Here is a 24,805-nt window from a genome sequence, read left to right on the forward strand (position 1 = left end):
CGCGGATGAACGTCTCTCGCTCCTTTATCGAACGTCCGGTCGCCACTTGTTTGTTGATGGTCGCCATCTTGTTGCTGGGGATTGTGGGTTACCGGCTGCTGTCGGTCTCGGCCTTGCCGGAAGTCGACTACCCGACCATACAGGTGTTCACCCAATACCCCGGTGCGAGTCCAGAGGTCATCAGTTCGTCGATCACGGCGCCCCTTGAGCGTCAGTTGGGGGAAATGCCTGGCCTTAAATCCATGAGTTCCACCAGCTCCGATGGCGCCTCGGTGGTGACTTTGCAGTTCGATCTGGCGCTGTCGCTGGACGTTGCCGAGCAGGAGGTGCAGGCGGCGATCAACGCCGCCGGCACTTTTTTACCGGCCAACCTGCCGTATCCGCCGGTGTACAGCAAGGTCAACCCGGCCGATGCGCCGGTGCTGACCCTGTCACTGACCTCGGACGTATTGCCGCTGACCAAAGTGGAAGACCTGGCCGATACCCGGCTGGCGCAGAAAATCTCGCAAATCAGCGGTGTGGGACTGGTGACCATCAGCGGCGGCCAGCGCCCGGCGGTACGGGTCGAGGCCAACACCTCCGCGCTGAACAGCCTGGGGTTGTCGCTGGATGACCTGCGAACGTCCTTGGGCACCGCCAACGTCAACCAGGCCAAGGGCAGCATCGACGGCAAGTTTCAGGCGTACTCCATCGGCGCCAACGACCAGTTGCAATCGGCCGAGGAGTACCGCGATCTGGTAATCGCTTATAAAAACGGTGCGCCGATTCGCCTGTCACAAATTGCCACCTCGACCCAAGGCCCGGAAAATCCGCGACAGGCCGCCTGGACCAACGAAACCCCATCGATTGTGCTGAGTATCCAGCGTCAGCCCGGCGCCAACGTGATCGAGGTGGTCGACCGGGTGCAGCAATTGTTGCCCAAACTGCGTGCCAGCTTGCCGGGCACGTTCAAGGTGGCAGTGCTCACCGACCGCACCCAGACCATCCGCGCCTCGGTCACCGACGTTCAATACGAACTGGCCGTCGCCGTGGTGCTGGTGGTACTGGTGATTTTTGTGTTTCTGCGCAATGTCCCGGCGACGATCATTCCTGCGGTCACCGTGCCCTTGACCCTGCTGGGCACCCTGGCGGTGGCCTATGCGCTGGGCTTTTCGCTGAACAACCTGACCTTGATGGCCCTGACCATCGCCATCGGGTTTGTAGTCGACGATGCCATCGTCATGGTCGAGAACATCAGTCGTTACCTTGAAGCCGGAGAAACGCCGTTGCAGGCGGCACTCAAGGGCTCGGCGCAAATCGGTTTCACCATCATCTCGCTGTCGATGGCGCTCATCGCAGTGATGATCCCGCTGCTGTTTATGGGCGATGTGGTGGGGCGCTTGTTTCGCGAATTTGCCATGACGGTGGCCGTGACCATTGTGATTTCGGCGGTGATTACCCTGACCCTGACGCCGATGATGTGCTCGCGCATGCTCAAGGCGCACCTCCAGGAACGCCGCGAAGACTTCTTTGACCGCATCAACCATCAGTATGTGCGCGGACTGAACTGGGTGTTGGCGCACCGCACCCTGGCGTTGCTGTCGGTGGTGTTCACTGCGCTGCTGACGTTGTTGACCCTGATGGTCATGCCCAAGGGGTTCTTCCCGGAGCAGGACACCGGCCTGATTCAGGGCATTTCCCAGGCTGCGCCGACCATTTCGTTTCAGCAGATGCAGGTCGAGCAACAGCGCCTGGCCTCGCGCATCCTGCGTGATCCGGCGGTGCAGAGCCTGTCTTCGTTTGTCGGCATCGACCAGACCAACCCGACCATCAACCAAGGCAATTTGCTGATCAACCTCAAGCCACGGGAGGCGCGTGACAGTGCCGCCGTGGTTATCCGTCGCTTGGCGGATGCCAATGCCGATGTGGCCGGGATTCGCCTGTACCTGCACTCGGTGCAGGACTTGACCCTCGATGCCAGCGTTGCGACCACCAGCTACCGGCTCGGCTTGCAGGCTACCGACCCGGACGTGCTGGAGCAATGGACCGCCAAGCTGATGGCGGCGATCAAGCAAGACCCGATGTTCACCGACGTGCAAAGCCAGGCCATGCAGTTCGGCAATCAGATTCAGCTCAATTTCGACCGCTCCACCGCCTCGCGCCTGGGCATCACCCCGCAAGCGATTGACGATGTGCTCTACGACGCGTTCGGCCAGCGCCAGGTCTCGACCATTTACACCCAGCTCAACCAGTACCACGTGGTGATGGCCACCGACCATCCGCCGAAAAACCTCGCGGACTTGCTCACCGGACTGTACGTCAACATCCCCGGCGGCGGGGTGGCGCAGCTGTCGAGCATGGCGACCCAGCAAGTGGTGCGCGCGCCGCTGACGATCAATCGTCTGGGGCAATTTCCCTATGCCGACATCGCCTTCAACCTGGCGCCGGGCAAAACCCTGGGCGCGGCCCTGACCCAACTCAAAACCATTGAGCAGCAGGTCGCGCTGCCCGCGTCGGTGCAGGCCTCCTTGCAAGGCGCGGCGGCCACCTTTGAGGGGTCATTGGCCAATCAGGCGTTGCTGGTGCTGGCGGCGATTGTGGTGGTGTACCTGATGCTGGGCATTCTGTACGAGAGTTTCGTGCACCCGATCACCATCCTCTCGACCTTACTGTCGGCGGCGCTCGGGGCGTTGCTGGCCCTGCTGATTACGGGCACGCAGTTCGACATCATTGGCCTGATCGGGATTGTGCTGCTGATCGGCATCGTGATGAAAAACGGCATCATGATGGTCGACTTCGCCCTGGAGCTGGAGCGCAATGGCGGGTTAAGCCCGGCGGAGGCGATCAAGCAGGCGGCGCAACTGCGCTTCCGGCCGATTCTGATGACCAGCATGGCCTCGCTGTTTGGCGCGGTACCGCTGGCGCTGGGCACCGGCATTGGCTCTGAACTGCGCCATCCGCTGGGGATTGCGATCATCGGCGGGCTGTTGCTCAGCCAACTGCTGACCTTGTTCTCGACCCCGGTGATTTTCCTCGCCATGCATGACCTCGGGCAACGCCTTAGCGGTCGGCGTGCGGTCAAGACGGATTGATGGCGATGAACCTCAGCGCGCCGTTTATCAAGCGTCCGATTGCCACCACCTTGCTGGCCGTGGGGCTCGCGCTGTTTGGTGTGCTGGCGTTCAACCTGCTGCCGGTGGCGCCGCTGCCGGAGGTGGATTTCCCGACCATCAGTGTCAGCGCCAAATTGCCGGGGGCCGATCCGCACACCGTCGCCACGTCTGTCGCGACCCCGCTGGAACGCCAGTTCGGGCAGATTGCCGGGATCACACAAATGACCTCGTCCAGCAGCCTGGGCGCGACCCGCATCAACTTGCAGTTCGACCTCAATCGCGACATCGATGGTGCCGCCCGCGATGTGCAAGCTGCGATCAACGCCGCGCGCACCCATTTGCCGAGCGATTTGTCCGGCAACCCGACCTACCGCAAGGTCAACCCGGCCGACTCGCCGATCCTGATTATCAGCCTGACCTCCGACTCTGCCACGCCGGGGCAAATGTACGACGTGGCGTCGACGTTGCTCGAACAAAAACTGCTGCAAACCAGCGGGGTGGGGGATGTGACGGTGGGCGGCGGTGCGTTGCCGGCGGTGCGCGTCGAGCTCAACCCGGACCGGCTTAACCACTACGGCATCAGCCTTGAGCAAGTGCGCGAAGTGATTGGGGCAGCCAACGTCAACTTGCCCAAAGGCACCCTTGATATTGGCCCGCAGGGCCACGTGCTGGCGGCCAATGACCAGCTTTACAACGCGCCGGATTACGGCGCACTGGTGGTCAAGCAGAACAATGGCGATCTGGTGCGCATCAGCGACTTGGGCTACGTGCGCGAAGACGTAGAAGACCTGCGTAACTTTGGGTTGTACAACGGCCAGCCATCGGTGCTGCTGGTGATCTTCAAACAGCCGGGGGCCAACGTCATCGAGACGGTGGACGCTGTCAAGGCCGAGCTGCCGTTTCTGCAACAGTCGATCCCGGCGTCGATCAAGCTCAACATCCTGATGGACCGCACCACCACCATCCGCGCTTCGCTGCGCGACGTGGAACTGAGCCTGATCGCTTCGATTCTTCTGGTGACGCTGGTGACGTTCGCCTTTTTTCGCGATTGGCGCAGCACCCTGGTTCCGGCCATCGTGGTCCCGCTGTCGTTGCTCGGGACCTTTGGCGCCATGTATTTCATGGGGTTTAGCCTCAACAATCTGTCGTTGATGGCACTGACCATTGCCACGGGGTTCGTGGTTGACGATGCGATTGTGGTCGTCGAAAACATCATGCGCCACCTGGAGCGCGGCGAGTCGCGGGTGCAGGCGGCGCTGGCCGGAGCGCGGGAAGTCGGCTTTACCGTGTTGACCATCAGTGTGTCGCTGGTGGCGGTGTTTATTCCGCTGCTGTTGATGGGCGGCATCGTCGGGCGGCTGTTTCGCGAGTTCTCGGTCACCTTGTCGGTATCGATCGGCATTTCGATGCTGGTTTCGCTGACCGTGACTCCGATGCTGGCGGCGATCTTTCTGCGCGCACCGCAGCCAGGCGACAAACATGAAGCGGCGCAGGACTCGATCTTTCATCGCTTCTATGACCGCACTCTGGGCTGGGTCATCGAGCACACGTTGTTGATGGGGCTGGTCACGGTGCTGGTGATCGTGTTGGCCAGCGTGCTCTATGTGCTGGTGCCCAAGGGGTTCTTCCCACAGGAAGACACCGGTCGCCTGAGCGGCAGCATCATGGCTTCGCAAAGCATCTCGTACGGGGCCATGCACAAGGACTTTCTGGAGATCAACCGCAAGATCATGCTCAACCCCAACGTCGACACGGTCGGTGGGTTTGTCGGCGGCGCGGGCGGTGGCGGGGGCTCGGTGAACAGCGGGCAGATGTTTATCGCGCTCAAGCCGCTGGGCGAGCGCAAGGAAAGCGCCGACCAGATCATTGCCCAGATCCGGCAAAGCCTGGGCGACATGCCGGGCACTCGGTTGTTCCTGCAATCGGTGCAGGACATCACCGTGGGCGGGCGCCAAAGTGGCGCACAGTACCAGTACACGATGACTGCCGACGACCAGAGCACCCTCGATGAATGGGTGCCCAAAGTGGTCGCGGCACTGCACACCTTGGCGCAGCTCACAGACATCAATACCGACCAACAAGACAATAGCCTCGAGGCCAATGTGACGGTCAATCGCGACACGGCGGCGCGGCTCGGGGTCAGTATGTCGGCGATTGACCAGACCCTTTATGACGCCTTTGGCCAGCGTCAGGTATCGACCATTTACCGCGCTGCCAACCAGTACCACGTGATCATGGAAGTCGCGCCCCAATACTGGGCCGACCCGTCTGCGCTCAAGTCGATCTATTTGCCACAAGTCGCCTCGACAGCCAGTAAAACCAGCGCTGCGCCGAACCTGGCGAGCCATGCCAGCGCGACCCTGATTCCGTTGTCAGCCGTGGCGCAACAGGCGGTGGCGCGCACCGCGATTTCCATCAGCCACCAGGGCACTTTTCCGGCGGTGACCGCCTCGTTCAACCTGGCGCCGGGCGTGTCCATCGGCCAGGCCACGAGCCTGGTGGAAGAGGCCGTGGCGCAGTTGCGCATGCCCGCCAGCGTGGTCGGGCAGTTCGCGGGCACGGCGCAGGTGTTTCAGTCGTCGGTGTCCAGTGAGCCATTGCTGATTCTGGCGGCCATTCTCTCGGTGTACATCGTGCTGGGGATTCTCTACGAAAACCTGATCCACCCGCTGACCATCCTCTCGACCTTGCCCTCGGCCGGGGTCGGGGCGCTTATCGCGTTGCTGCTGACGGGCACCGAGCTGTCGATCATCGCCTTGGTGGGGGTGATTTTGCTGATTGGTATCGTCAAGAAAAACGCGATCATGATGATCGACTTCGCCATCACCCAACGCAAAGAGCAGGGGCTCAGTGCTCAGGAAGCGATTCGCAGCGCCTGCCTGATTCGTTTCCGGCCCATCATGATGACCACGCTGGCGGCGATGCTTGGTGCCTTGCCGCTGGTACTGGGCAGCGGCTACGGCTCGGAACTGCGGCGTCCGCTGGGGATTTCAATTATGGGCGGACTGCTATTTAGTCAAATGCTGACGCTGTACACCACACCCGTGATTTACCTGTGGCTGGACCGCGTGTCACACCGTCTGCGCCGGGCACCCAAGGAGACAACCCAATGAATCTCAAACCGCTGCTCTTGGCTGTGACCCTTAGCCTGACGCTTGGCGGGTGCATGGTGGGGCCGGACTATCAAAAACCGCCGATGTCATTGCCCATGGGCTTCAAGGAGGGCCTGCAATGGCAGCGGGCAGTGGCCAACCCGCAAGGCGCGCTGGCCAGCCAGTGGTGGCTGGAATACCACGATCCGCTGCTGACCGAGTTGATCCAGCGTTCGGCCACGGCTAACCCGTCCATCGATGCCGCCGAGGCGGCTTATCGGCTGGCGCAAGCGCAAGTGTCATCGAGCCGGGCCGGTTTATGGCCGACCCTGGGGGCCGGACTGTCCGGCACCCGGGGCGTAGGTGGCAGCAGTTCCAGTGGTTCGAGTACCAGTACGGGCGGCGGGGTGGTGAACGTGGTCAGCGCTACCCTAACTGCCAGTTGGGAGCCGGACTTATGGGGGCAAGTGCGTCGCGGCATCGAGTCGAGCAATGCCACAGCCCAAGCGTCCGACGCCTTGCTGGCCGGGGTGCGGCTGTCCATCAGTTCCAGCGTGGCGAGCAATTATCTGGGCCTGCGCCAACTGGACATCGACATCGGCCTGTTGCAGCAACAGCAGCAGATCAACCAGCAACTGCTGGACATGATCCAGGCCCAATACCAGCAGGGCACGGCGGCCAATGACCAACTGCTGCAAGCGCAAGACCAACTGAGCAGCGTGGTCGCTGCGTTGCAGACCGCCCAGCGCTCGCGCGAACAATACGAACACGCTTTAGCGGTGCTGGTAGGCGTTGCGCCTGCACAATTGAGCATCGAGCCCAAAGCCCAATACACCTTTGTGGTGCCGCGCCCGCCATTGAGCTTGCCGTCCAACCTGCTGCTGCGCCGGCCGGACGTGGTGGCGGCGGAACGTAACGCAGCGGCGGCTAACGCCAAAATCGGCGTGGCCGAAGCGGCGTTCTTTCCGACTCTGGACTTGACCGCCGAAGCCGGTTATCGCGCTAGCGCATTGGGTGGACTGTTCAGCGTGCCCAACCGCATCTGGACCTTGGGCCCGGCGCTGGCGGCGACCCTGTTTGATGGCGGCGCCCGCGAGGCGGCGGTGCAACAGGCGCAGGCCAGCTACGACCAGGACGCGGCCAATTACCGTGGCACCGTGCTGTCAGCGTTGCAGAACGTCGAAGACAACTTGTCGGCGATCAATCACCTGAACGTGCAGGCCGACACTTACCAACAGATCTATACGCGCAACCAGCAACTGTTTGGCAGCCAAGAGGCGCAGTTGAAAGCCGGGACCGTCAGCCAGCAGAACGTCCTGACTCAGCAATTAATCCTGTTGCAGACCGAGCAGAACTTGCGCGATACCCAGGCGCAACTGAGCCAGGGCAGCGTGGCGCTGATTCAAAGTTTGGGTGGAGGATGGGGCTTGTAGTCGCTGTCGAGGAGCGAAGGCTGCGATCGGCTGCGCAGCCTTCGTACTTCGTCAGCGACTACAGAATTTCAATGACTCAGGCCTTGTAAGCCTTGCCCGCCGGCAACAGCAAGTGTTCAGCCACTGCGCCGAAGATCAACCCCAGAGCAGTCCACATCACCCCTTGAATGCCCAGGGCTGCGACGCGGAATTTCCACAGCAAGACTGCCGAGAAGTTTTGCGGCACTTCGCTGATGGTCGGGAACAGGTAGCCGGCCACTGCAACAATCACCAGATACAGCGCCACGCCTTTGATCGCGCCATTCCACAGACCCGAGCGGGCGATGAACGTGCGGCCTGCACTGATTGCAATCACCGCAGCGGCAACCGACACCAGCAACATCAGAAAGAACAGTTGGGTGCGCTTGCCCAGGGTGCTCGGATCGCCCACTGACGGTGGATTGGCCGGATAAACGAGACCCGGGATCAGAAACACCACCACAAAGGCGGTCAGCGCCAACAGCGCAGACAGGCCGCGTGGGCCGACATTGCCGACGCGCCCCAGAGAGAAAGCAAACACCAGGGCAAAAATGCCGCCCAGTGACACGCTGTACGCCACCACCCCGGTCAACAGGCCGAAGGTGCTTTGCACCTGGCGGCTGACCAGTTCGGGTTCTCCTTGCTCGGCATCGCCGTGTGAGTGAGACATGTGTTCTTCGAACGCGATAGCGCTCTCAATCTGGGGCTCCCCGAACACTTTGGCAAAACCGAAAGCCAGCAGGCCAGCAATCAGACCGACAAGCATGCCCCTGACGAGTAAACGACCAGTCATGTAGTAATCCTCGGATCAGTGGCAGGGAAAGCCCAGCAGATGGCGGCCGTCGTGTACGAATTCGTGAACGTACATGCCCTTGAAAATGGCAGTGGCGCCTTGTTCGGCGCCGACGAAATAAATCGCCAGCATCAGCAACAGGCCGCCGAAGATCGCCCAAGGCAAAATATCGCCCAAGGGAATGGCAGGCAGGGAGATGTCAGTCTGAGTTGAAGCGTTGTAAGCCATGATTACCTCTGGGATTGCGCGTCCCGGCAAGAGTGCATAAGGCAAAGGAAGATCTGGCTTTCGGCAAGGAGCCGACTACAGTGGCGCGACCGCGTCGGATTTTGACCGACTTCTTTCCTTCGTAACATACTGAAATAACCTGGGCAGTCTACGCTAGCGTCTCAGGAAAAACTCGCGCCATTACGTTTTTGTGGGAGCTATGAAATATACGGTTAAACGATTCCCGCTGCTGCCTTCTTGGCAGTGACTAGTTTTTGGGCTTATCAACCCATTGAGCCTGTTTATGCACGTATTTCCTACCTCTCATCGTCTGCGCCTTGGTCGTTACAGCGAGCAAAACCGTCTCTATCTGTTAACCGCCAATACATTGAATCGCGAGCCCATTTTCTTGGACTGGCATATCGGCAGGAGGGTTGTAGAACAACTGAGGTGCGCACAAGAACAAGGTCTTGTCGACTCGCTTGCATGGGTCGTGATGCCTGATCACTTTCATTGGCTGGTGGTGCTTCAGAGCGGTTCGCTTGACGAATTGATGTGTCGCACCAAATCGTTGAGTACGCGGGCCATTAACCAAGCAACCGGTCGAACAGGCAGCCGATGGCAGCAGGGCTACCATGACCACGCTTTACGTGATGACGAAGATTTGAAGCATCTGGCACGTTATGTCATCGCCAACCCTATACGCGCAGGGCTGGTCAAGCGAGTAGGGGATTACCCTCTATGGGATGCCATATGGCTATGACGTATTGCAAAACCTGTGGGAGCGGGCTTGCTCGCGATGGCATCAACTCGGTCATTCAGATAGACCGAGTCGTTTGCATCGCGAGCAAGCCCTCTCCCACAAAATGGACGTCAGGCGATGGCCGAGCACTTGGATGAAGTGATCCGCATCTTCAGTCGTAACGCTCAGTAAGGCGGGTTATTCCAGCCAGGACTCGGTCACCCGGCGGTCGAGTTCTTCCCAATCCGCCATGCCCAGCACACGCGTGGTATTCAGGCCCCGCAAGTAGCCCCGAAGCTGGTGCGCCATGGCGTGCAGGTTATCGGTCGGGGCGTGCTCATTGTGCAGCGCTTGCTCGTAGAGGCTCAGGTAGTCGTCTACACGGTCGCGGTACTCAGGCAGTACCGCCTCGCGGATCAGATCGAAGGTTCGCATTTTTTGATTTGTATTCAAGTGGCACCCTCTGTGAGTGAACGGGCTGTTGTTTTGGTAACAGGCCGTTTCAATGTATCTCACGTCAGGGCGCAGTATCTATAGGCGACAGCCCCTGCGTCACGCTCACCCTCGCGCTTTCGTGTCGCAGCGAGCTTGCCTCGCGATCGTTTGATCTTTTAAAAAATCGCGAGGCAAGCAGGGTGCTACCAGGTGTACGGCGTCAGCGCGGTCGGGTCGATGTTGTGGTCGACGGTGGCCATGGCTTCTTTAAGCGGGCACAGCAATCCGACGCTGGTTTTGCGGCAATCCTTGCTGCTGGCGAAGTCTTGCTTGAGCGGTTTTTGCCCGCCGTTCAGTGGGGTCAGATTACGAATCTGATCCATCGACTGCGCTTCAAAGGCAATGCGCAAAAAGTATTCGCCGGTTTTGACTTCCTTGTAGCGTTCAAACTGCAACGTGCCCACGGGCGGAATATTGTTTTCGATGTAGTCGCCCAGTTTCCAGCCAAAACCCAGCATCGTGCGCAGGTATGCAATGTTGGTGTCGTGGGCCACCAACAGCATCAACGGCACATCCGGCGGTGTGCCTGGCGCGGTGTTGTCGGCCAGTGCTGTGCCTTGTTTGAGCTCAAGCGATATCTGGTTCATCAACTCTGACGCGCCACGGCTGGCGATATAGGGGATGTCGTTGAGGTAGTCATATTTGGCTTTGGTCAGCACCATCAGGCTGGAGACTTGCGCGGCGGTGCGGGCATGCCCAAACGCGACTTTATCCAGGGGCAGGCCTTGGCTGTATTCAAGACGGAACACTTCCCCCATGTTGGCGCCCGCGCTCAGGCCCTTGATCGAAAAACGGCCTTTGGCGTTTTCTTCGAGCTTCCACGTTTGTTTGCCGTACGGACAGTCGGTGCCGGGCAGGCAGGCGACTTCTCGCAGTTGTGCTTCGTAAGGGGCGTAGCGCTTTTGGGCCGCTTCGACACTGCCACCCAGTGCCTGGAGAATTTGGGCGCGGGCTTTGTCCGGATCGAGTGCGGCAAAGGGCATTTCATTGGCCTGGAACAGCGCGTCCTGTTCACCGCTGACGTAACCCGGCTGCAAGCCGCAGCCGGGGAACATACCGTCGAGCAGGGCTTGGGCGGTGGCTTTGGTGCGTTGCATAGGGCTGGCGTGGGCCAGCACTTGACGGGCGTGGGGGCAGCCTTGCGGGATCAACCCGGCGCTGCGCAACACTTCGCCCCGATAACGGCCCATTTCGACCGCGCCGGTGTAGCCATGACCGGTCAGGTTGCCGAAGGGCACCAGCCAGGTCGGCCATTGGCGCTGGGTGACGTGGGTCAGCAGTTTTTCATTGGACGCCGTGGGCGGGCGCACGCCGTGGCGGCTGACCTGAACAACCTTGTCCAGCACGTAGCCCTCGCTGGTTGGGGGCTGGGCAAAGGCGGGCAGGCTGATCATGCTGGCGAGCAGCAGACCGGTGTAGAGCGGGGTCAACGTCTTCATCGTTTTTCCTTTGGGCCTTGCAGGACACAGTGGGCGCTGAGTCTAGTCGGCAAAACCCGTCGGTGTGTTTGTAGAGCCACATCGTGTGGGTGATCAAGTGAATGTCGTCTTTGGACATGCCGGGTACTGCGCGAAAAAATACAATCGATCCTGTTGTTCTTCGCAGTCGCTGTGGCTTTATTCTGATTTATGCGTGGCTCGCTTGAATTCACGAACAGTGGATGCGTATTTTGTGCGCATTGCCGTTCGCGGTTTGTACAACAATAAGGAAAGCGTCATGACGACCGATGGCCACGACTCACTCGCACAGCGATTGGCGGGCATTGATGAGATTGAATGTGTGACCCCGGATCTGAATGGCGTGCCGCGTGGCAAGGTAATGACCGCAGCAGGATTGCTCGAAGGACGGCGCCTGCAAATGGCCCGAGGCGTCATGCTGCAATGCATCATGGGTGGCTACCCTGCGGCACGTTTCTACGGCAGCGACGACAGCGACCTTGCCTTGATTCCAGACCCTGCGCAGATCCACCGCTTGCCGTGGAGCCAGACGCCACGGGCACTGGCCATTTGCGACGCGGTTGAACTCACGGGCGCCCGTTCACGGCTCTCGACCCGTGGCCAGTTGAAAGCGGTGATCGCCCGTTACGCCGCCCTTGGCCTGGCGCCCGTGGTGGCCACCGAGCTTGAGTTTTTTGTGTTTGCGGCCAACCCTGACCCGACTCAAGCGTTCCGCCCGCCGGTCGGGCTGGACGGTCGCTGCGAAGACGGTATGTCGGCGTTCAGCATCAGCTCCAATAACGGCCTGCGGCCGTTCTTCAATGAGGTGTATGCGTGCATGGCCGCACTGGGCTTGCCGCGTGACACCTTCATGCATGAGATGGGCGTCAGCCAGTTCGAGATCAACCTGCTGCACGGTGACCCGCTGTTGCTCGCTGATCAAACCCTGCTGTTTAAACACTTGCTTAAAGAAGTCGCGCTCAAGCACGGCCTGATCGTGGTGTGCATGGCCAAGCCCTTGGCACACACGGCGGGCAGCTCGATGCATATTCACCAAAGCGTGGTCGAGACGGGCAGCGGGCGTAACGTATTCAGCGATGAGGCGGGGCAACCCACGGCTACCTTCCGCCACTTTATAGGTGGGCAACAGGCGTGCATGGCGGACTTCACGGCGCTGTTTGCACCCAACGTCAACTCTTACCAACGGCTGTACCACCCGTTTGCATCACCGAACAACGCCTGCTGGTCGCTTGATAATCGCAGCGCCGGATTGCGAATCCCGGCCAGCGCCCCCGTCGCACGACGGGTCGAAAACCGTTTGCCAGGTGCTGATGCCAACCCTTATCTGGCCATTGCGGCGAGCCTGGCAGCCGGCCTGCACGGCATCGAACACCGGCTCGAACCCACCGATGCGATTCAGGGTGAGTTCCAAGTGCCAGAAGCTTTGTCTCTGCCATGTACCTTGCATGCTGCCCTTGAACGTCTCAAACGCAGTGAGTTAGCAAAGGAACTGTTCGGCCATGAGTTCATCGAAGGATACATTGCGTCCAAGACCCTGGAACTGACCAGCTTTCACGACGAAATAACCCCCTGGGAACGTCGCGTTCTGGCGGCTCAGGCTTAATTGTTTAGACGGGCACATGCCCGTTTGAACCGTAACAGTTGGCGACCTCGAGGTCGTTGATGGTCTGCACAAGGAGCCGCACGGGAAGCCAATGCACCAAATCTGGAAGTCTTTTCGAGCGTTATATTTTGCCTCGCTGATGATGCTGATCGGCTCGGGTCTGTTGAGCACCTACCTCGCCTTGCGCCTGGCGGCTGACAATGTCGACGGGTTATGGATTGGTGCCCTGATGGCTGCCAACTACTGTGGTCTGGTGCTGGGCGGCAAACTGGGGCACCGACTCATAGCCCGAGTCGGGCATATACGGGCTTACGCGACCTGCGCCGGGATCGTCGGGGCGGCGGTGCTGTGCCACGGCCTGACCGACTGGCTACCGGCATGGCTGCTGCTGCGTCTGATCGTCGGCCTCGGCATGATGTGCCAGTACATGGTCATCGAGAGTTGGCTCAATGAGCAGGCCGACGCTAAACAGCGCGGCGTGGTGTTTAGCCTGTACATGATTGCTTCTTATCTGGGGCTGATGCTCGGGCAACTGATTCTGGTCATCCACCCTGAATTGGGGCCTGAACTGTTGATGCTGGTGGCTATATGCTTCGCCCTGTGCCTGGTACCGGTCGCCATGACCCGACGCATCCACCCGGCGCCATTGCGGCCTGCACCGATGGACCCGAAATTCTTCATCAAGCGCGTCCCGCAGTCACTGATCGCCGTGATGGGCGCAGGCTTGCTGATCGGTTCGTTCTACGGCCTGGCACCGCTTTACGCATCGCAACAAGGGCTATCGACCGAACAGGTGGGTCTGTACATGGGCTGCTGCATCTTCGCCGGTTTAGTCTCGCAATGGCCGCTGGGCTGGCTGTCAGACCGCTATGACCGACCGCTGTTGATCCGCATCTTCGCCCTGTTGCTGGGCGTGGCAGCCCTACCGCTGGCGATCTTTCCCGACGTGCCTGTCGAAGTGCTGTTCGTGGCCGGCTTCTTGTGCGCGCTGCTGCAATTCTGCATCTACCCGCTGGCCGTGGCCTTTGCCAACGACCACATCGAAAGCGAACGCCGAGTCTCGCTGACCGCCATGCTGCTTGTGACCTACGGCATTGGCGCGAGCGTCGGGCCCCTGTTGGCCGGGGTACTGATGAAAGTACTGGGCAGCCAAATGCTCTATGCATTCTTCAGCGTCACCAGCCTGATCCTGGTGTGGCGCATCCGCCCGAACGCCGTCACCAACCTGCACCAGGTCGACGACGCACCGCTGCACCACGTCGCCATGCCCGACAGCATGTCCAGCTCACCATTGGTCGCCGCGCTTGACCCGCGTGTGGATGAGCAAGTGGTGCAGGATCAGATGGTGGATGGGGTTGAGGTGGTGGGGGAGGCTGATGTTGAGCCTGAGATAACGCCCGAAATGGGCGGGCCGGAACCGGACGTCAAGATGTAGGGATTACCGGGTGCCTGCGGTTGAGCCTCTACAGACTCGTGTTTCGAGGTGTCGGTTCTAGGCTGATGACTTGCAATGGACGCAGCACGAAGCACTGTTGCCCTTGATGCCAAGCCTCTCAGTAAGCCTGCTTAATGGCCTGTGCTGCGTCGTTCGTAGGCGTCGTAGTCGAAGTGGCTGTCGCCCTGCATCAACAGGCGGTTGCCTTTGAGGTTGGCGTAGCTGCCGTGTCATTGGAGCTCGGTGCTTTGGTCGAGCAGGTTGCCCGCGGGGTCGTGGATGAAGTGTTCGGGGTGTTGACCGCGCACTTCGGTCAGGCGGTCGAGCGGGTCGTAGGCGTAGCTTTTTTGCCCTTTGCGGCTGTCGCTGAGCAGGCTGAGGTTGCCCTTACGATTTTTGAAATTGACCAATAAAATATTAAAGAATACAAAACTGGTCTAACTAATTAATCGCGTTTTTAATGAACGCGCAGACAGGCTGCATTGAAGCGTTTTTTTAATAAATAAGTATCTTGGCAGTAGGCGTATTTTTGATCGTAGGATTACCTCGCTATTTTAGTGCGGCTTTCTCAATATACAGTGATTAGTCTATATTTTTCTTTAGCATAATCTGGTTGGGAGTTAACAGAAACTCGCATCAATCCTTTCAACTTCTAGGCAAATAAAATGATTATTTAAGTCTGGATGCTCGTAGTGTATATTTTCATCGAATAAAGTTGTGAATGTTTGAAATTTTTCATCTTCCAGGTTTCCGTAAAGATAATATGCAAAGCCACGTCCTTTTTTAATTGCACGGACCTCTGTAGGTTCGATTTTTTTAATCTTATAGTCTTGAGGTAGATTTAGCGAAAGCTCAACTTCGTAAATTTTCCCAACCTCGAGATTGTAAGGGCAGAAACTTGCAAAGCATTCGATCACTTCGCCTTCCACTAATAAAGTCACCTCTTCTTCTATGGTTGTATTTAATTTTATGAGTTTCGCTTTTTTTATGTTATTCATTTGTGGGTCTGATAGTTTTGTCTGACGGGTCGTTGTTTATAGGTTTCCAAAAATCTTTCCGCTCTTTGTGTGTGGCGTTGTTGTTTCCTGTCTGTTGTTGGTTCCGGTAAATGCAAACTTTGCCTGTCCTCTGCTGCTAGTGCCCATAAGCGCGATATAGCCGGTTGTTAACTTTTCTCTGTAAAGGTATTCTGCTTTAATTCCATTAGTCACAACATATCTGGCCGTAGCGAGATAGTCATCACTACTCTTTGAATTGAACTCGCCTCCATGTTTATCATAATGCTCTAGCAATCTCTCTTTGGACGCAAAATTATTAGCTCTAACTGGAGAGTTAGATGCACCAGGCTCTCCATGATTAACTTTTGCTATAGCTGTCGGATCTACAGCACCTTCACCAGCTTTACATGCATCCTCCCCAGGACACGAACTCACCCCCAACGGATCCACCCACCCCGTGGGGTTGGGCACTTACTGGTAGCTGTTCAGTCCACCGGCCAGTTTGATCGGGTCGGGGGCAGGTAGCGGCCTGTGTTGGGATTGTAGTAGCGATGGCGGTTGTAGTGTAGTCCGCTCTCTTCGTCGTAGTACTGGCCCTGAAAGCGCAGCGGGTGGGTGATTTCGGCTTTGTCGAGTTTGAGTACGTTGCCGTAGGCGCGGTAGTGCGCCGACCAGACGATTTGGCCGCTGTGGGTGGTGAGTTCTTGTGGGGTGCCGAGGTGGTCGAGTTGGTAGTGGTAGACCTCTGCGCTTTTGCCTTCGCCTTGTAGCAGGGCCAGGGGTTTGAAGGTGCCCGGCTCGTATAAGTAGCTGCTGTAGTGGCTGATGCCGCGTAGGCCCTTTTGTTGGGCACTTTCGGCGATCAGGCGTTCGCCTTGCCAGATGAATTGGGTGGCGAAGCGTCGAACAAAGGCTTTCGTAGGTGTATTTCAAATAAGCACAACCAGCTTTAGATTACATCGGTCTGAATGTTAAAGAGCGTATGAAGCGACTGATTTAAGTATGATGGATGTTTTTTTAAAACCAAAAAATTGTTTTTTTAATTGTCTTGTGTGTGAGGGGTATAAATGTTTCAGCTCTTTGCTCTAATACTCCATGAAAAATTAAAAATAACTTCGCGGTGCTCTTGGTTGTCGATTGCTCTGTCTTTGCCAAGACCAAAAGCCACCTCTAGCCGCAGTATTGATTCCTTGGTTACAGTTTTTTCCTTCATGAAAAATCCCCAATTAAATCGCTACAAGTAGCAGTTCGGTAGCAGCCGGATAGCCGAAAGGAAGTAACAGCTTGACGGATAAAACAACATCGGCGCGAGGCCGGTATCTGTGGAACAAGATCAAGACGAAAAATTTCTACAGTTCACCAGACCTCATGGGTCTCCGCTCTGTAATTATTTTCAATGCGCTCAACAAGTAACGGCGCACTTATAATTCCTCTTGTGGAATGCTTCAGCTCTTCCGAGCTAATATCTCTCTCCAGCCGAAGTGCTTCGCTTCCACTCCACAGCCAAATAGAGCCTCCCGGCCCGCCATTCCTGGAGCGGAACGTAGGAAACACTTGTAACCTTTCGGGAACCGGAACATTTGCCACAACGGATAGAAGGCCTTGATTTACCGCACTTTGAACAATAAACAATGCGGAAAATAGTGGTTCACCATCAACTACAACCGAGAAATCTTTTGGTTATTCATTATGGAGTCCAGGGAGAATACGAATTAAAAAACCAAATTTCGGATGCTTATGAGTAACTTGCGCATATGCGACACCCTGCGAGGTTAATACCTGCAAAATGTCGCCCAACTTTACCTTCTTAGCCATTTAAAATCCTTCATATCCAGCTTTTTTCAGCAACTCGGCGCAGCGAATCAAACCCAGCTCATACTTGGTTTTAGTATTTTGTCGTAATAGCCTAAATTACGGACTTTTGCGCTATAAGAGTTTAAAATAATGAGGTCTGTAATAGTCTACCTCTGTTAATAATGATCAGGTTCATGCATCGCTTAATGTCCACCATCGGAAACCAATATCTGGTTCCAGCATAACTCTCGCCTCAGAAATGGTACCAGATATATCAAAGACAACATGCAAACCTGCTCCTAAGTTGTCGCTCACTATTTTAATTGAGTGAACACACTCAGAGGAGATTGTCGAAATTTCTTGGCCTGAAAGTCTTAATACGACTTGGAAGGACTTCATCGTAGCACTAAATGAGATATCTATTTCAAGCTCATTGTTTTTAGCTTTCTTAATATATCTGCATAAGCTAATGCTTGAGTCCTCTTCTATAGGCTCGATGCCAAAAGTCTCCATGAATTCGTAATTTTTTGGAAATATCATTATTTTCTCCTTAATGGCGCGGTATCAGTGTGCTGAGTTTAGATCTACCATTATTTAGTACTAAGAAAGTACTCTGAAAAACAACTGCCTTACCTGAAGGTCCAATAAAAAAAGATTCTTTTACTTCGAAGGTTCCATGCTGATTGGTGAACTTATCTAACACATTGTTCTCGGTTTTTGCAGAAATTGCCAGGTGATCAGTCAGCATTTGGTGTCCGGCAGGACTGTCTGGAACTCCGAGTCGTTTCATTTCAAGCGCGAGTTGGTTTGAGCGTGCTGCATTATGAGGATTACTAGCAACTCGACCAAATAAATAATCAAACTTGCCAGGTGCGATATCAAGGTTTTCTTGCCCCGGACAACCCCCCTCAACACAACTCAACCCCAACGGATCCACCACCCCGTGGGGTTGGGGACGTACTGGTAGCTGTTCAGTCCACCGGCCAGTTTGATCGGGTCGGGGGTCAGGTAGCGGCCGGTGTTGGGATTGTAGTAGCGATGGCGGTTGTAGTGCAGTCCGCTCTCTTCGTCGTAGTACTGGCCCTGAAAGCGCAGCGGGTGGGTGATTTCGGCTTTGTCGAGTTTGAGTACGTTGCCGTAGGCGCGGTAGTGCGCCGGCCAGACGATTTGGCCGCTTTGGGTGGTGAGTTCTTGTGGGGTGCCGAGGTGGTCGAGTTGGTAGTGGTAGACCTGTGCGTTTTTGCCTTCGCCTTGTAGCAGAGCTAGGGGTTTGAAGGTGCCCGGCTCGTATAAGTAGCTGCTGTAGTGGCTGATGCCGGGCTAAAGCTCACGACCATGAAGGGTTATGGCTTGCATGGGTTTCATATTTTTAAAGAGCTAACTAAAGTTATTTAATTTGTCCATTTAATATTTTTTAGTATTGTATTCTTCAAGCATTTTCTCTGTCCCATCCCAATTTGGGGGAGTGCTCCACCCTATGTTTTTTTTTCTACCAATTAAATAGCCTAAAAAATTATTTGACTCATCAAAATAGACGTATCCACTCCAGTTGGTGCTATTTATAAATCGCATGAAAATTTCTTTGTCTAGAGATTGGAGTTTTAGCGTAGATATGAGTTCTTCAAATCCTGATATTTCCGCGCAGGCTGAAGTTGCTATATTGTGGTGTATTTCTATCTCGTCAATATAAGCAGCGCAGGTTTTTTTTACAGTGTGCTCATTTTTAAATTCAATGTCTTCATTGATTAGGCTTTCAGCTTTTCTGAGTGAGATTAATGAGTTTTTAGCTAGGTGGAAGTTTTTGTCAATAAACTCGAATATATTCATGGTTTGAACACCTGTATGCCTTCTGTGCGTGGGCCTTTTAATAAAACTTCTTGTTCATTCCATTCGTCATCAGAGTACTGCCACGACCATGTTGAGTTATCTGATGGGGGGCTAGGCTTTATTCTAAGAATTAGCCCATCCTTTTTAGCAAAGGTTTTAGCAATTTCAGGGGATCTTGTCCATGAGGTGTATGCACTATTGGCCGACTCCCCTCCGTAATTGTGTTCCTGAGGAGTTATCTCTCCGTTCATATTTCCGGGCGTGACTCTTCCCTGTAACGCTTCATTCTCTGCTGGATGCCCTTTATGAATTCCTCGGTATACATACCCCTCTTCGGCAGCAGGTAAGTGCGGCAAGTTTTCATAAGCAACTGCTCGGGAAATTTCATCAGGTTTTTCATCAGAAGGACAATCCCCCTCAACACAACTCAACCCCAACGGATCCACCCACCCCGTGGGGTTGGGCACGTACTGGTAGCTGTTCAGTCCACCGGCCAGTTTGATCGGGTCGGGGGTGAGGTAGCGGCCGGTGTTGGGATTGTAGTAGCGATGGCGGTTGTAGTGTAGTCCGCTCTCTTCGTCGTAGTACTGGCCCTGAAAGCGCAGCGGGTTGCTGATTTCGGCTTTGTCGAGTTTGAGTACGTTGCCGTAGGCGCGGTAGTGCGCCGACCAGACGATTTGGCCGCTGTGGGTGGTGAGTTCTTGTGGGGTGCCGAGGTGGTCGAGTTGGTAGTGGTAGACCTCTGCGCCTTTGCCTTCGCCTTGTAGCAGGGCCAGGGGTTTGAAGGTGCCCGGCTCGTATAAGTAGCTGCTGTAGTGGCTGATGCCGCGTAGGCCCTTTTGTTGGGCGCTTTCGGCGATCAGGCGTTCGCCTTGCCAGATGAATTGGGTGGTGGTGCCGTCGACTTCTTTGGCGATGCGTCGGCCAAAGGCGTCGTAGCGGTAGGCCACTTGGCTGCCGTCTGGCAGGGTGATGCCGATCAGCCGGTGTTGCCCGTCGTAGCGGTAGTCGCGGGTCAGGCGTTGGCCTGTGCCGCGTCGTTCCTGGCTGAGGTTGCCGTAGGCGTCGTAGTCGAAGTGGCTGTCGCCCTGCATCAACAGGCGGTTGCCTTTGATGTTGGCGTAGCTGCCGTGTCGTTGGAATTCGGTGCTTTGGTCGAGCAGGTTGCCCGCGGGGTCGTGGATGAAGTGTTCGGGGTGTTGACCGCGCACTTCAATCAGGCGGTCGAGCGGGTCGTAGGCGTAGCTTTTTTGCCCTTTGCGGCTGTCGCTGAGCAGGCTGAGGTTGCCGTTGGCGTCGTATCGGTAGTGGCGGCGGTACAGCGGGTCGCCGTCGATGTTGCCACGGGCATTGAGTTGGCTGACGGCGTGGTCTTGCAGTCGGCCTTGTTCGTCGTATTGGTAGTGGCTGACCAATGAGCCTTGTTGACGGAGTGTTTCAAGGCCGCCGGCAAAGCGGTGGCCGGTGAGGCGCTGGCCATTGAGGTCGATGGCTTTGAGGGCGCCGCCTTTTTGGTAGTGGTAGTGCAGGCGGTTGCCGTCAGGCAGGCGGCAGTCGCTGAGTTGGCCGAGTGTGTCGTATTGGTAGCGCAGGGTGGCCCAGCCCTGATGTTCGCTGATGAGGCGGTCTTGCAGGTCGTATTCGTAGGCCAATGGCCATTTACCGTCATCGACGGCGGTGAGGCGGCCCAGGGTGTCGTAGGTGTAGGTGATTTCGCTGCCGTCGGGCAGGGTTTTGATCAGCAGGCGCCCGGCCGCGTCGCGCTGGTAAGCGGTTATTAGCGGTTCTGCATCGGGGTGTACTGCATCCGGGTATTCGGTCTTTTCCAGCAGGTGGCCATTGAGGTCGTAGGCGTAGGCGGTTTTGCGGCCGTCGAAGCCGATTTCCTGACGGATCAGGCCGTTGGGGTGGTACTCCAACTGGTAGTGTTCGTGGCGCTCGTTTTCGATGCCGGTCAGCAGCAGGCGGGCGTTGTCGTAGCGGTAGTTGAGCTGGCTGCCGTCTGGGTTGATGCGGCGGCTGATCAGGTGCAGGTTGTCGGCGTATTCGTAGCGGGTGATGTGGCCGCGCTCGTCGCGCGCGGCGGTGACTTTGCCGTAGGCGTTGTAGCTCCAGGCCCGGGTTTTGCCGCCGGGCAAGGTGGTTTGGATCAGGCGGTTGGCGGCGTCCCATTGGTACTGGGTGATGGCGCCGCGCTCGTCCTGCTGGGTGATTTTGCGACCCTGGGCGTCGTAGCGATAACGGCGTTGTGTGCCATCCGGCAGGGTTTCGTCGAGCAATTGCCCGAGGGGGTTCCAGGTCAGGGTGTGCTGGCTGCCGTCCGGGTAGTACAGGCCGCTCAGTTGGCCTTTGGCCGTGTATTTGTAGTGGGTGACATGGCCGTCCGGGTCGGTCTGGCGAGTGATGTCACCTTGGGCGTTGCGCTCGTATTTCCAGATCGCCAGGCCACGTTGCACGGTGCGCACGTGGCCGTTGAAGTAGCGGTAGAAGGTCGGCTCGTCAGCGGGCGGAATGAGCGCGGTGAGTTGCCCAGCTTCGTTGTACTGGTATTCGGTGACGGCGCCGAGCGGGTCTTTTTCGGCGATCAGGCGGCCTTTGTCGTCGTAGGCTTTTTGGTGTTCGGCGCCGTCCGGGTCGGTTTGGCTGATCAGCCGGGCGTTGTCGTCGTGCACATACACTTGCTGGCTGCCGTCGCGGTTTTTGACCGTGACCGAACCGTTGTCATCCCATTCGTAGGTGGCGTCCATCTGCCCGAAGTTGGCCCAGTGACGGATGCAGCGCGCTTGTTTGCCTGCGTGTTGCCATTGCCAGTAAAACGCCGCGCCACCCGCCAGTTGGCGTTCTTGAATGACGTGCTGGTCGTCGTAGCGGTAGTGCTCGGTTTCTTGCAGCGCATTGCTGGCGCTGATCAATTGGCCGGCGTCGTTGTAGCGGTAGGTGACCTGTGTGTGCAGGGTGGTCCAGCGCTCAAGGTGTTCGCGATGTGTGGCGTAGTGGGTGTTTGAGCGCTCCGCAAATTCGCGGCTTTCATCGTATTGCTGGTAGTCCACCGCACAGAGGCGCCCATGGGCATAACGCAACAGCAAGGCTCGATGTGCGCCGTTGTCGATGCGGTGCAGGCGCCCGTCGAGGTAGGTGATTTTCAGGCGATTGCCGTAGGCGTCGCTGATGGCGGACAGTTGCAGGTCGTTGAAGTGGTAGAAGCGGCTGTTCTTCCCGGCTTGCGCGAGGATCAATTCGTTGTCTTTGTCGCCCAGGTAAATCGCGGCCTTGGCGAGGCTGTTGGTGATGGCCGGGCGTTGGGCGCTGGGTTGCGGAAAGCGGGTCTGACGGTTTTCGTGATCGGTCCACAGCAGTTCGTCGCCATCGCGTTGCAGGCGATGAGAGAGGGTGTGGCTCCAACCGAATCCCAAGTCGCCGTTTATTTCGACCGCGCTGGTGCGGTACAGACGGGTCCACTCAAGCGGTAATACGCCGTCGAGCACGCCATCGGTCAGGGTCAGCAGTTCTTCGCCGGTGACCATTGAGACCGGGCAACCGTTGGTTTGGGTGTCCTTGGCGGGCTCTGCGGGTTGGTCGTTGGGGGTTTTGGATTGAACGGGGGCGTCGTCGACGTGCTGGACTTGCTTCAGTTCGGTGTAGCTTTGAGGTTTTGCGCGCACGGCGAATGTGGCGTCGGAGATGGATTCTGTGACCGCTCCATTCTCTGGATGAGAGGCCTCAATTGGGCCCTTTTTCGCCGAATTAAAAACGCCTTCACCCTGTAACAGTATGGGTTTGCTGGTTTCAGCGTGGGGCGTCGAGCGGGCTTTGCTGGTGCGCATCAGCATGTCGATAAATGCATCCAGCAACTGCGTGGACTTGGCTGTTGTCACCACGCCATCAACGGCCTTTGTGACGACTTTTACAGCCAAGCCCAAGCCGCCAGCCAGGATTACGCAGATGCCGATGTCTATCAGTACTTCACTGCCTAAGCACCCGACTATTTCGCTAAGGGTGGGTGGCGGCAGTAGCTTGAGCCACGCAACAAGCGCTGAGGAATACGCCCATAGCAGCGGCTCGTCAGTGGCCACCAAATACAGGGTGCTGAGTGACTCTTTGGTAGCGTTTAATAGTTGTTCGAGTTGATCAGCGCTGAGAAGAGTGCTGAGTCTGTCGAGGTATTTCTTCGGGTGGGTCACGATGTCGAACAGCTTGGCGATGTTTTCCCACAGCTTCCTCAAAGAGTTGATAACGCCCTGGATCATCGCCTCAACATTCATCCACAGACGGCCTAGACTGCTGGCTTGCTCATACGCCTGCCACAACGGTAAATAATCGGTCTCCCATTGAGCTGTCAGCCAACTGCCTAGCTCGTTGAGCAGGCCCTGATAAGAGTTGAAGTACGCATCGATCTGCTGAGGGGTTGTGTCGGGGTAGAACGTAACGCGGTATTCCTGATTGGGCTTGCAGCCCTCCAGCAGTTTGCGGCCGCTTTGATCAATGAACGTGTTGATTTCAGGCGCATCGATGGCTTCTTCAAAGCCTTTGTTTCTTCCACTCAGGGGGTGCGCACGCAAGGGGACAAGGCGTACCGGGGTATTGCCAATGGGCACAAAGTGCGCGGACTCAAAGGCGTGAACCAGCGTTAAGGTGCCGTCTGCCGCGCATTGTGCGTAGTTATTGGACGGGCCCTTGCGCTTGATGGGGCGGGTGATCGTGTTCTCACCCGCACTGAACTTTTGCTCGACATCGAGCATGCCGCCATAGAATTTTTCGGTCTGTTGGCGGTAGTCCTTCAGGCAGTCGTTGAGTTGCAGCACAATCGTCGGCGCATCCGGCAGAATGCTTTTGCCCCCGGTCGGGGGGGTGGCACTCATCGACCGAGCTCCTGCTGCAGGTAGGTCATAAAACGCTGCTTATCGTCGTCCTGGTTTGAGTCTGAAAGCGTTACGAAATGCTCGACTTTCTGGCGTAAGCCCGACTCAGGCAGGGAGAAATACAGCTCGGTTTGAGTTTCTTTCAGCCACTGCAGCAAGTTGTCGATCACGGTGCTGGAATCCTTTTCGGCGAGGGTGTTGAGCAGGTCTTTGGGAACTTCCCACCAAGGGAATGATTGAGCCGGCAGCGCCGCACCCTGGCCCACCGCCACGGGCTGGCCGTTGACCCAATAGCGGTCAAACACCGGTAAAACGTCACGAGCGGCAGGGCCTAGGTGCTGGAGGATGGGCAGCCAGTGGCGGCCATCCCAGAAGCGGAAAAACACGGCAACGCCAGCGGGCATCAAGACGTGGGTCAGGCCGCGCAGGTGTGAGGCGATGAGTTCAGGGGCTGCGGTCGACACGGCCAGCCAGCCCCAATCGTGCGCGTCGGTTTCGGCGGCCCACTGCACACATTCGCTGTCCGGCGTCAGGCTCAGCAAATAAGGCATGACGGGCAGCCAATCGGCATACGGTGTTTCGGCCCACAGCGCGATGGGGGGCTCGACTCCGCCCCGTTGGCGGTAGGCGGCGAGCGGGTCGGCATCGCTGGCGCAGCTGATCACGGCGTACAGGTGTTCGCCGCAACGCAGTGGGTTATCTGCCAGCCATTGCTGGGCAGTGAGGGATTCAGATGTCACACACACCTCCTTTGCATTGTTCGCACTCTTCGCAGAAAGGTGCGTTGCGCTTGAGGCTGTTGATTTGGTTTGGGGTGAGTACGGCAGCTGTCAGCGCTGCAACGTCAGAGGTGATGGCGGGCAGTGCCGCAGTCCCCGGCACCGGCACCCCTCCCAACAAGATCGGTGAACTGACGTATATCCCGGCGGCACTGACGAGCAGGTGTTGGCCGCCGGCCGT

The 24,805-nt window shown here is 57.1% G+C and carries 17 protein-coding genes, 4 pseudogenes and 1 riboswitch; of the genes and pseudogenes, 6 read left to right on the forward strand and 15 right to left on the reverse strand.

Translation table 11 applies throughout. The annotated features are described in order from the left end of the window. The first annotated feature begins 5 nt into the window (after nucleotides 1-5). From ACIQYF_RS10855 to ACIQYF_RS10865, 3 genes are read left to right on the forward strand one after another with little or no spacing between them, the layout of a single operon-like run. Nucleotides 6-3,071, forward strand: coding sequence for an efflux RND transporter permease subunit (locus tag ACIQYF_RS10855; protein ID WP_402860740.1), 3,066 nt, complete (start codon nucleotides 6-8; stop codon nucleotides 3,069-3,071). A 5-nt stretch (nucleotides 3,072-3,076) separates the two neighbouring features. After that, nucleotides 3,077-6,205 (forward strand): efflux RND transporter permease subunit, encoded by a 3,129-nt coding sequence (locus ACIQYF_RS10860; RefSeq protein WP_402860796.1) that lies wholly within the window; start codon nucleotides 3,077-3,079, stop codon nucleotides 6,203-6,205. Then, nucleotides 6,202-7,617 carry an efflux transporter outer membrane subunit gene (locus ACIQYF_RS10865; protein WP_402860743.1) on the forward strand — a complete coding sequence of 472 codons (1,416 nt, stop codon included), beginning with the start codon at nucleotides 6,202-6,204 and terminating at the stop codon, nucleotides 7,615-7,617. Before ACIQYF_RS10860 ends, ACIQYF_RS10865 begins: the two co-directional genes overlap by 4 nt. 76 nt (nucleotides 7,618-7,693) lie before the next feature. Here the strand turns inward: ACIQYF_RS10865 and ACIQYF_RS10870 are convergent, their stop codons facing one another. After that, on the reverse strand, nucleotides 7,694-8,428 hold the full coding sequence (locus ACIQYF_RS10870; protein WP_402860746.1) for a CbtA family protein: 735 nt from the start codon (nucleotides 8,426-8,428) through the stop codon (nucleotides 7,694-7,696). Nucleotides 8,429-8,443: 15 nt separating this feature from the next. Next, on the reverse strand, nucleotides 8,444-8,656 hold the full coding sequence (locus ACIQYF_RS10875; RefSeq protein WP_402860749.1) for a CbtB domain-containing protein: 213 nt from the start codon (nucleotides 8,654-8,656) through the stop codon (nucleotides 8,444-8,446). After that, nucleotides 8,655-8,792, reverse strand: a riboswitch (adenosylcobalamin (AdoCbl) riboswitch). (Overlaps the previous gene by 2 nt.) Nucleotides 8,793-8,939: 147 nt before the next feature. Between ACIQYF_RS10875 and ACIQYF_RS10880 the strand changes: the two genes are divergently transcribed. Beyond that, a complete protein-coding gene (locus tag ACIQYF_RS10880) occupies nucleotides 8,940-9,398 on the forward strand; it encodes an REP-associated tyrosine transposase (RefSeq protein ID WP_402860752.1) in 459 nt (152 codons plus the stop codon). A gap of 177 nt (nucleotides 9,399-9,575) precedes the next feature. Here ACIQYF_RS10880 and ACIQYF_RS10885 read toward each other — a convergent pair whose 3' ends face one another. Both ACIQYF_RS10885 and ACIQYF_RS10890 read right to left on the reverse strand, forming a co-directional pair. Next, the gene (locus ACIQYF_RS10885) at nucleotides 9,576-9,812 is read right to left on the reverse strand and encodes a hypothetical protein (RefSeq protein WP_402860799.1); all 237 of its coding nucleotides are present in this window, start codon (nucleotides 9,810-9,812) and stop codon (nucleotides 9,576-9,578) included. A gap of 203 nt (nucleotides 9,813-10,015) precedes the next feature. After that, complete coding sequence (locus ACIQYF_RS10890; protein ID WP_402860755.1) at nucleotides 10,016-11,311, reverse strand: histidine-type phosphatase; 1,296 nt, start codon at nucleotides 11,309-11,311, stop codon at nucleotides 10,016-10,018. 379 nt (nucleotides 11,312-11,690) lie between these two features. Between ACIQYF_RS10890 and ACIQYF_RS10895 the strand changes: the two genes are divergently transcribed. Together ACIQYF_RS10895 and ACIQYF_RS10900 are read left to right on the forward strand one after the other, a co-directional pair. Next, a complete protein-coding gene (locus tag ACIQYF_RS10895; RefSeq protein ID WP_402860802.1) occupies nucleotides 11,691-12,932 on the forward strand; it encodes a glutamine synthetase family protein in 1,242 nt (413 codons plus the stop codon). 91 nt (nucleotides 12,933-13,023) lie between these two features. Then, entirely contained in the window at nucleotides 13,024-14,367 is a 1,344-nt protein-coding gene (locus ACIQYF_RS10900; protein WP_402860758.1) for an MFS transporter, read from the forward strand. 137 nt (nucleotides 14,368-14,504) lie between these two features. On the opposite strand, the pseudogene ACIQYF_RS10905 reads toward ACIQYF_RS10900, so the two are convergent. The 11 genes and pseudogenes from ACIQYF_RS10905 to ACIQYF_RS10955 all read right to left on the reverse strand — a co-directional run. After that, nucleotides 14,505-14,753, reverse strand: a pseudogene (locus ACIQYF_RS10905) (hypothetical protein); the annotation flags it as partial. A gap of 234 nt (nucleotides 14,754-14,987) precedes the next feature. Next, nucleotides 14,988-15,365, reverse strand: a complete 378-nt coding sequence (locus ACIQYF_RS10910) for a hypothetical protein (protein WP_402860761.1) — start codon at nucleotides 15,363-15,365, stop codon at nucleotides 14,988-14,990. Nucleotides 15,366-15,401: 36 nt separating this feature from the next. After that, on the reverse strand, nucleotides 15,402-15,800 hold the full coding sequence (locus tag ACIQYF_RS10915; protein WP_402860764.1) for a hypothetical protein: 399 nt from the start codon (nucleotides 15,798-15,800) through the stop codon (nucleotides 15,402-15,404). 39 nt (nucleotides 15,801-15,839) lie between these two features. Beyond that, nucleotides 15,840-16,258, reverse strand: a pseudogene (locus ACIQYF_RS10920) (RHS repeat domain-containing protein); the annotation flags it as partial. Nucleotides 16,259-16,437: 179 nt separating this feature from the next. Beyond that, nucleotides 16,438-16,578 carry a hypothetical protein gene (locus tag ACIQYF_RS10925; protein WP_402860767.1) on the reverse strand — a complete coding sequence of 47 codons (141 nt, stop codon included), beginning with the start codon at nucleotides 16,576-16,578 and terminating at the stop codon, nucleotides 16,438-16,440. A 773-nt stretch (nucleotides 16,579-17,351) separates the two neighbouring features. Then, nucleotides 17,352-17,699, reverse strand: coding sequence for a hypothetical protein (locus ACIQYF_RS10930; RefSeq protein ID WP_402860770.1), 348 nt, complete (start codon nucleotides 17,697-17,699; stop codon nucleotides 17,352-17,354). Nucleotides 17,700-18,045: 346 nt separating this feature from the next. Next, nucleotides 18,046-18,470, reverse strand: a pseudogene (locus ACIQYF_RS10935) (RHS repeat domain-containing protein); the annotation flags it as partial. 93 nt (nucleotides 18,471-18,563) lie between these two features. Continuing rightward, nucleotides 18,564-18,986 carry a hypothetical protein gene (locus ACIQYF_RS10940; protein ID WP_402860773.1) on the reverse strand — a complete coding sequence of 141 codons (423 nt, stop codon included), beginning with the start codon at nucleotides 18,984-18,986 and terminating at the stop codon, nucleotides 18,564-18,566. Next, nucleotides 18,983-23,845 carry an RHS repeat-associated core domain-containing protein gene (locus ACIQYF_RS10945; RefSeq protein WP_402860776.1) on the reverse strand — a complete coding sequence of 1,621 codons (4,863 nt, stop codon included), beginning with the start codon at nucleotides 23,843-23,845 and terminating at the stop codon, nucleotides 18,983-18,985. Before ACIQYF_RS10945 ends, ACIQYF_RS10940 begins: the two co-directional genes overlap by 4 nt. Then, nucleotides 23,842-24,585 (reverse strand): DUF4123 domain-containing protein, encoded by a 744-nt coding sequence (locus tag ACIQYF_RS10950; protein ID WP_402860779.1) that lies wholly within the window; start codon nucleotides 24,583-24,585, stop codon nucleotides 23,842-23,844. Before ACIQYF_RS10950 ends, ACIQYF_RS10945 begins: the two co-directional genes overlap by 4 nt. Further along, a pseudogene (locus ACIQYF_RS10955) lies at nucleotides 24,575-24,805 on the reverse strand (type VI secretion system tip protein VgrG); the annotation flags it as partial. The gene ACIQYF_RS10950 and the pseudogene ACIQYF_RS10955, both read right to left, overlap by 11 nt.

Origin of the sequence: Pseudomonas sp. NPDC096917 (assembly GCF_044762555.1) — a bacterium.
GTDB lineage: Bacteria > Pseudomonadota > Gammaproteobacteria > Pseudomonadales > Pseudomonadaceae > Aquipseudomonas.

Bases quoted from the DNA above. Each gene is read 5' to 3' on its own strand.
- ACIQYF_RS10870 (WP_402860746.1), bottom strand. From the start codon at position 8,428: ATGACTGGTCGTTTACTCGTCAGGGGCATGCTTGTCGGTCTGATTGCT.
- ACIQYF_RS10880 (WP_402860752.1), top strand. From the start codon at position 8,940: ATGCACGTATTTCCTACCTCTCATCGTCTGCGCCTTGGTCGTTACAGC.
- ACIQYF_RS10860 (WP_402860796.1), top strand. From the start codon at position 3,077: ATGAACCTCAGCGCGCCGTTTATCAAGCGTCCGATTGCCACCACCTTG.
- ACIQYF_RS10910 (WP_402860761.1), bottom strand. From the start codon at position 15,365: ATGAATAACATAAAAAAAGCGAAACTCATAAAATTAAATACAACCATA.
- ACIQYF_RS10875 (WP_402860749.1), bottom strand. From the start codon at position 8,656: ATGGCTTACAACGCTTCAACTCAGACTGACATCTCCCTGCCTGCCATT.
- ACIQYF_RS10925 (WP_402860767.1), bottom strand. From the start codon at position 16,578: ATGAAGGAAAAAACTGTAACCAAGGAATCAATACTGCGGCTAGAGGTG.
- ACIQYF_RS10890 (WP_402860755.1), bottom strand. From the start codon at position 11,311: ATGAAGACGTTGACCCCGCTCTACACCGGTCTGCTGCTCGCCAGCATG.
- ACIQYF_RS10930 (WP_402860770.1), bottom strand. From the start codon at position 17,699: ATGATATTTCCAAAAAATTACGAATTCATGGAGACTTTTGGCATCGAG.
- ACIQYF_RS10855 (WP_402860740.1), top strand. From the start codon at position 6: ATGAACGTCTCTCGCTCCTTTATCGAACGTCCGGTCGCCACTTGTTTG.
- ACIQYF_RS10900 (WP_402860758.1), top strand. From the start codon at position 13,024: ATGCACCAAATCTGGAAGTCTTTTCGAGCGTTATATTTTGCCTCGCTG.
- ACIQYF_RS10940 (WP_402860773.1), bottom strand. From the start codon at position 18,986: ATGAATATATTCGAGTTTATTGACAAAAACTTCCACCTAGCTAAAAAC.
- ACIQYF_RS10895 (WP_402860802.1), top strand. From the start codon at position 11,691: ATGACCGCAGCAGGATTGCTCGAAGGACGGCGCCTGCAAATGGCCCGA.
- ACIQYF_RS10945 (WP_402860776.1), bottom strand. From the start codon at position 23,845: ATGAGTGCCACCCCCCCGACCGGGGGCAAAAGCATTCTGCCGGATGCG.
- ACIQYF_RS10865 (WP_402860743.1), top strand. From the start codon at position 6,202: ATGAATCTCAAACCGCTGCTCTTGGCTGTGACCCTTAGCCTGACGCTT.
- ACIQYF_RS10885 (WP_402860799.1), bottom strand. From the start codon at position 9,812: ATGCGAACCTTCGATCTGATCCGCGAGGCGGTACTGCCTGAGTACCGC.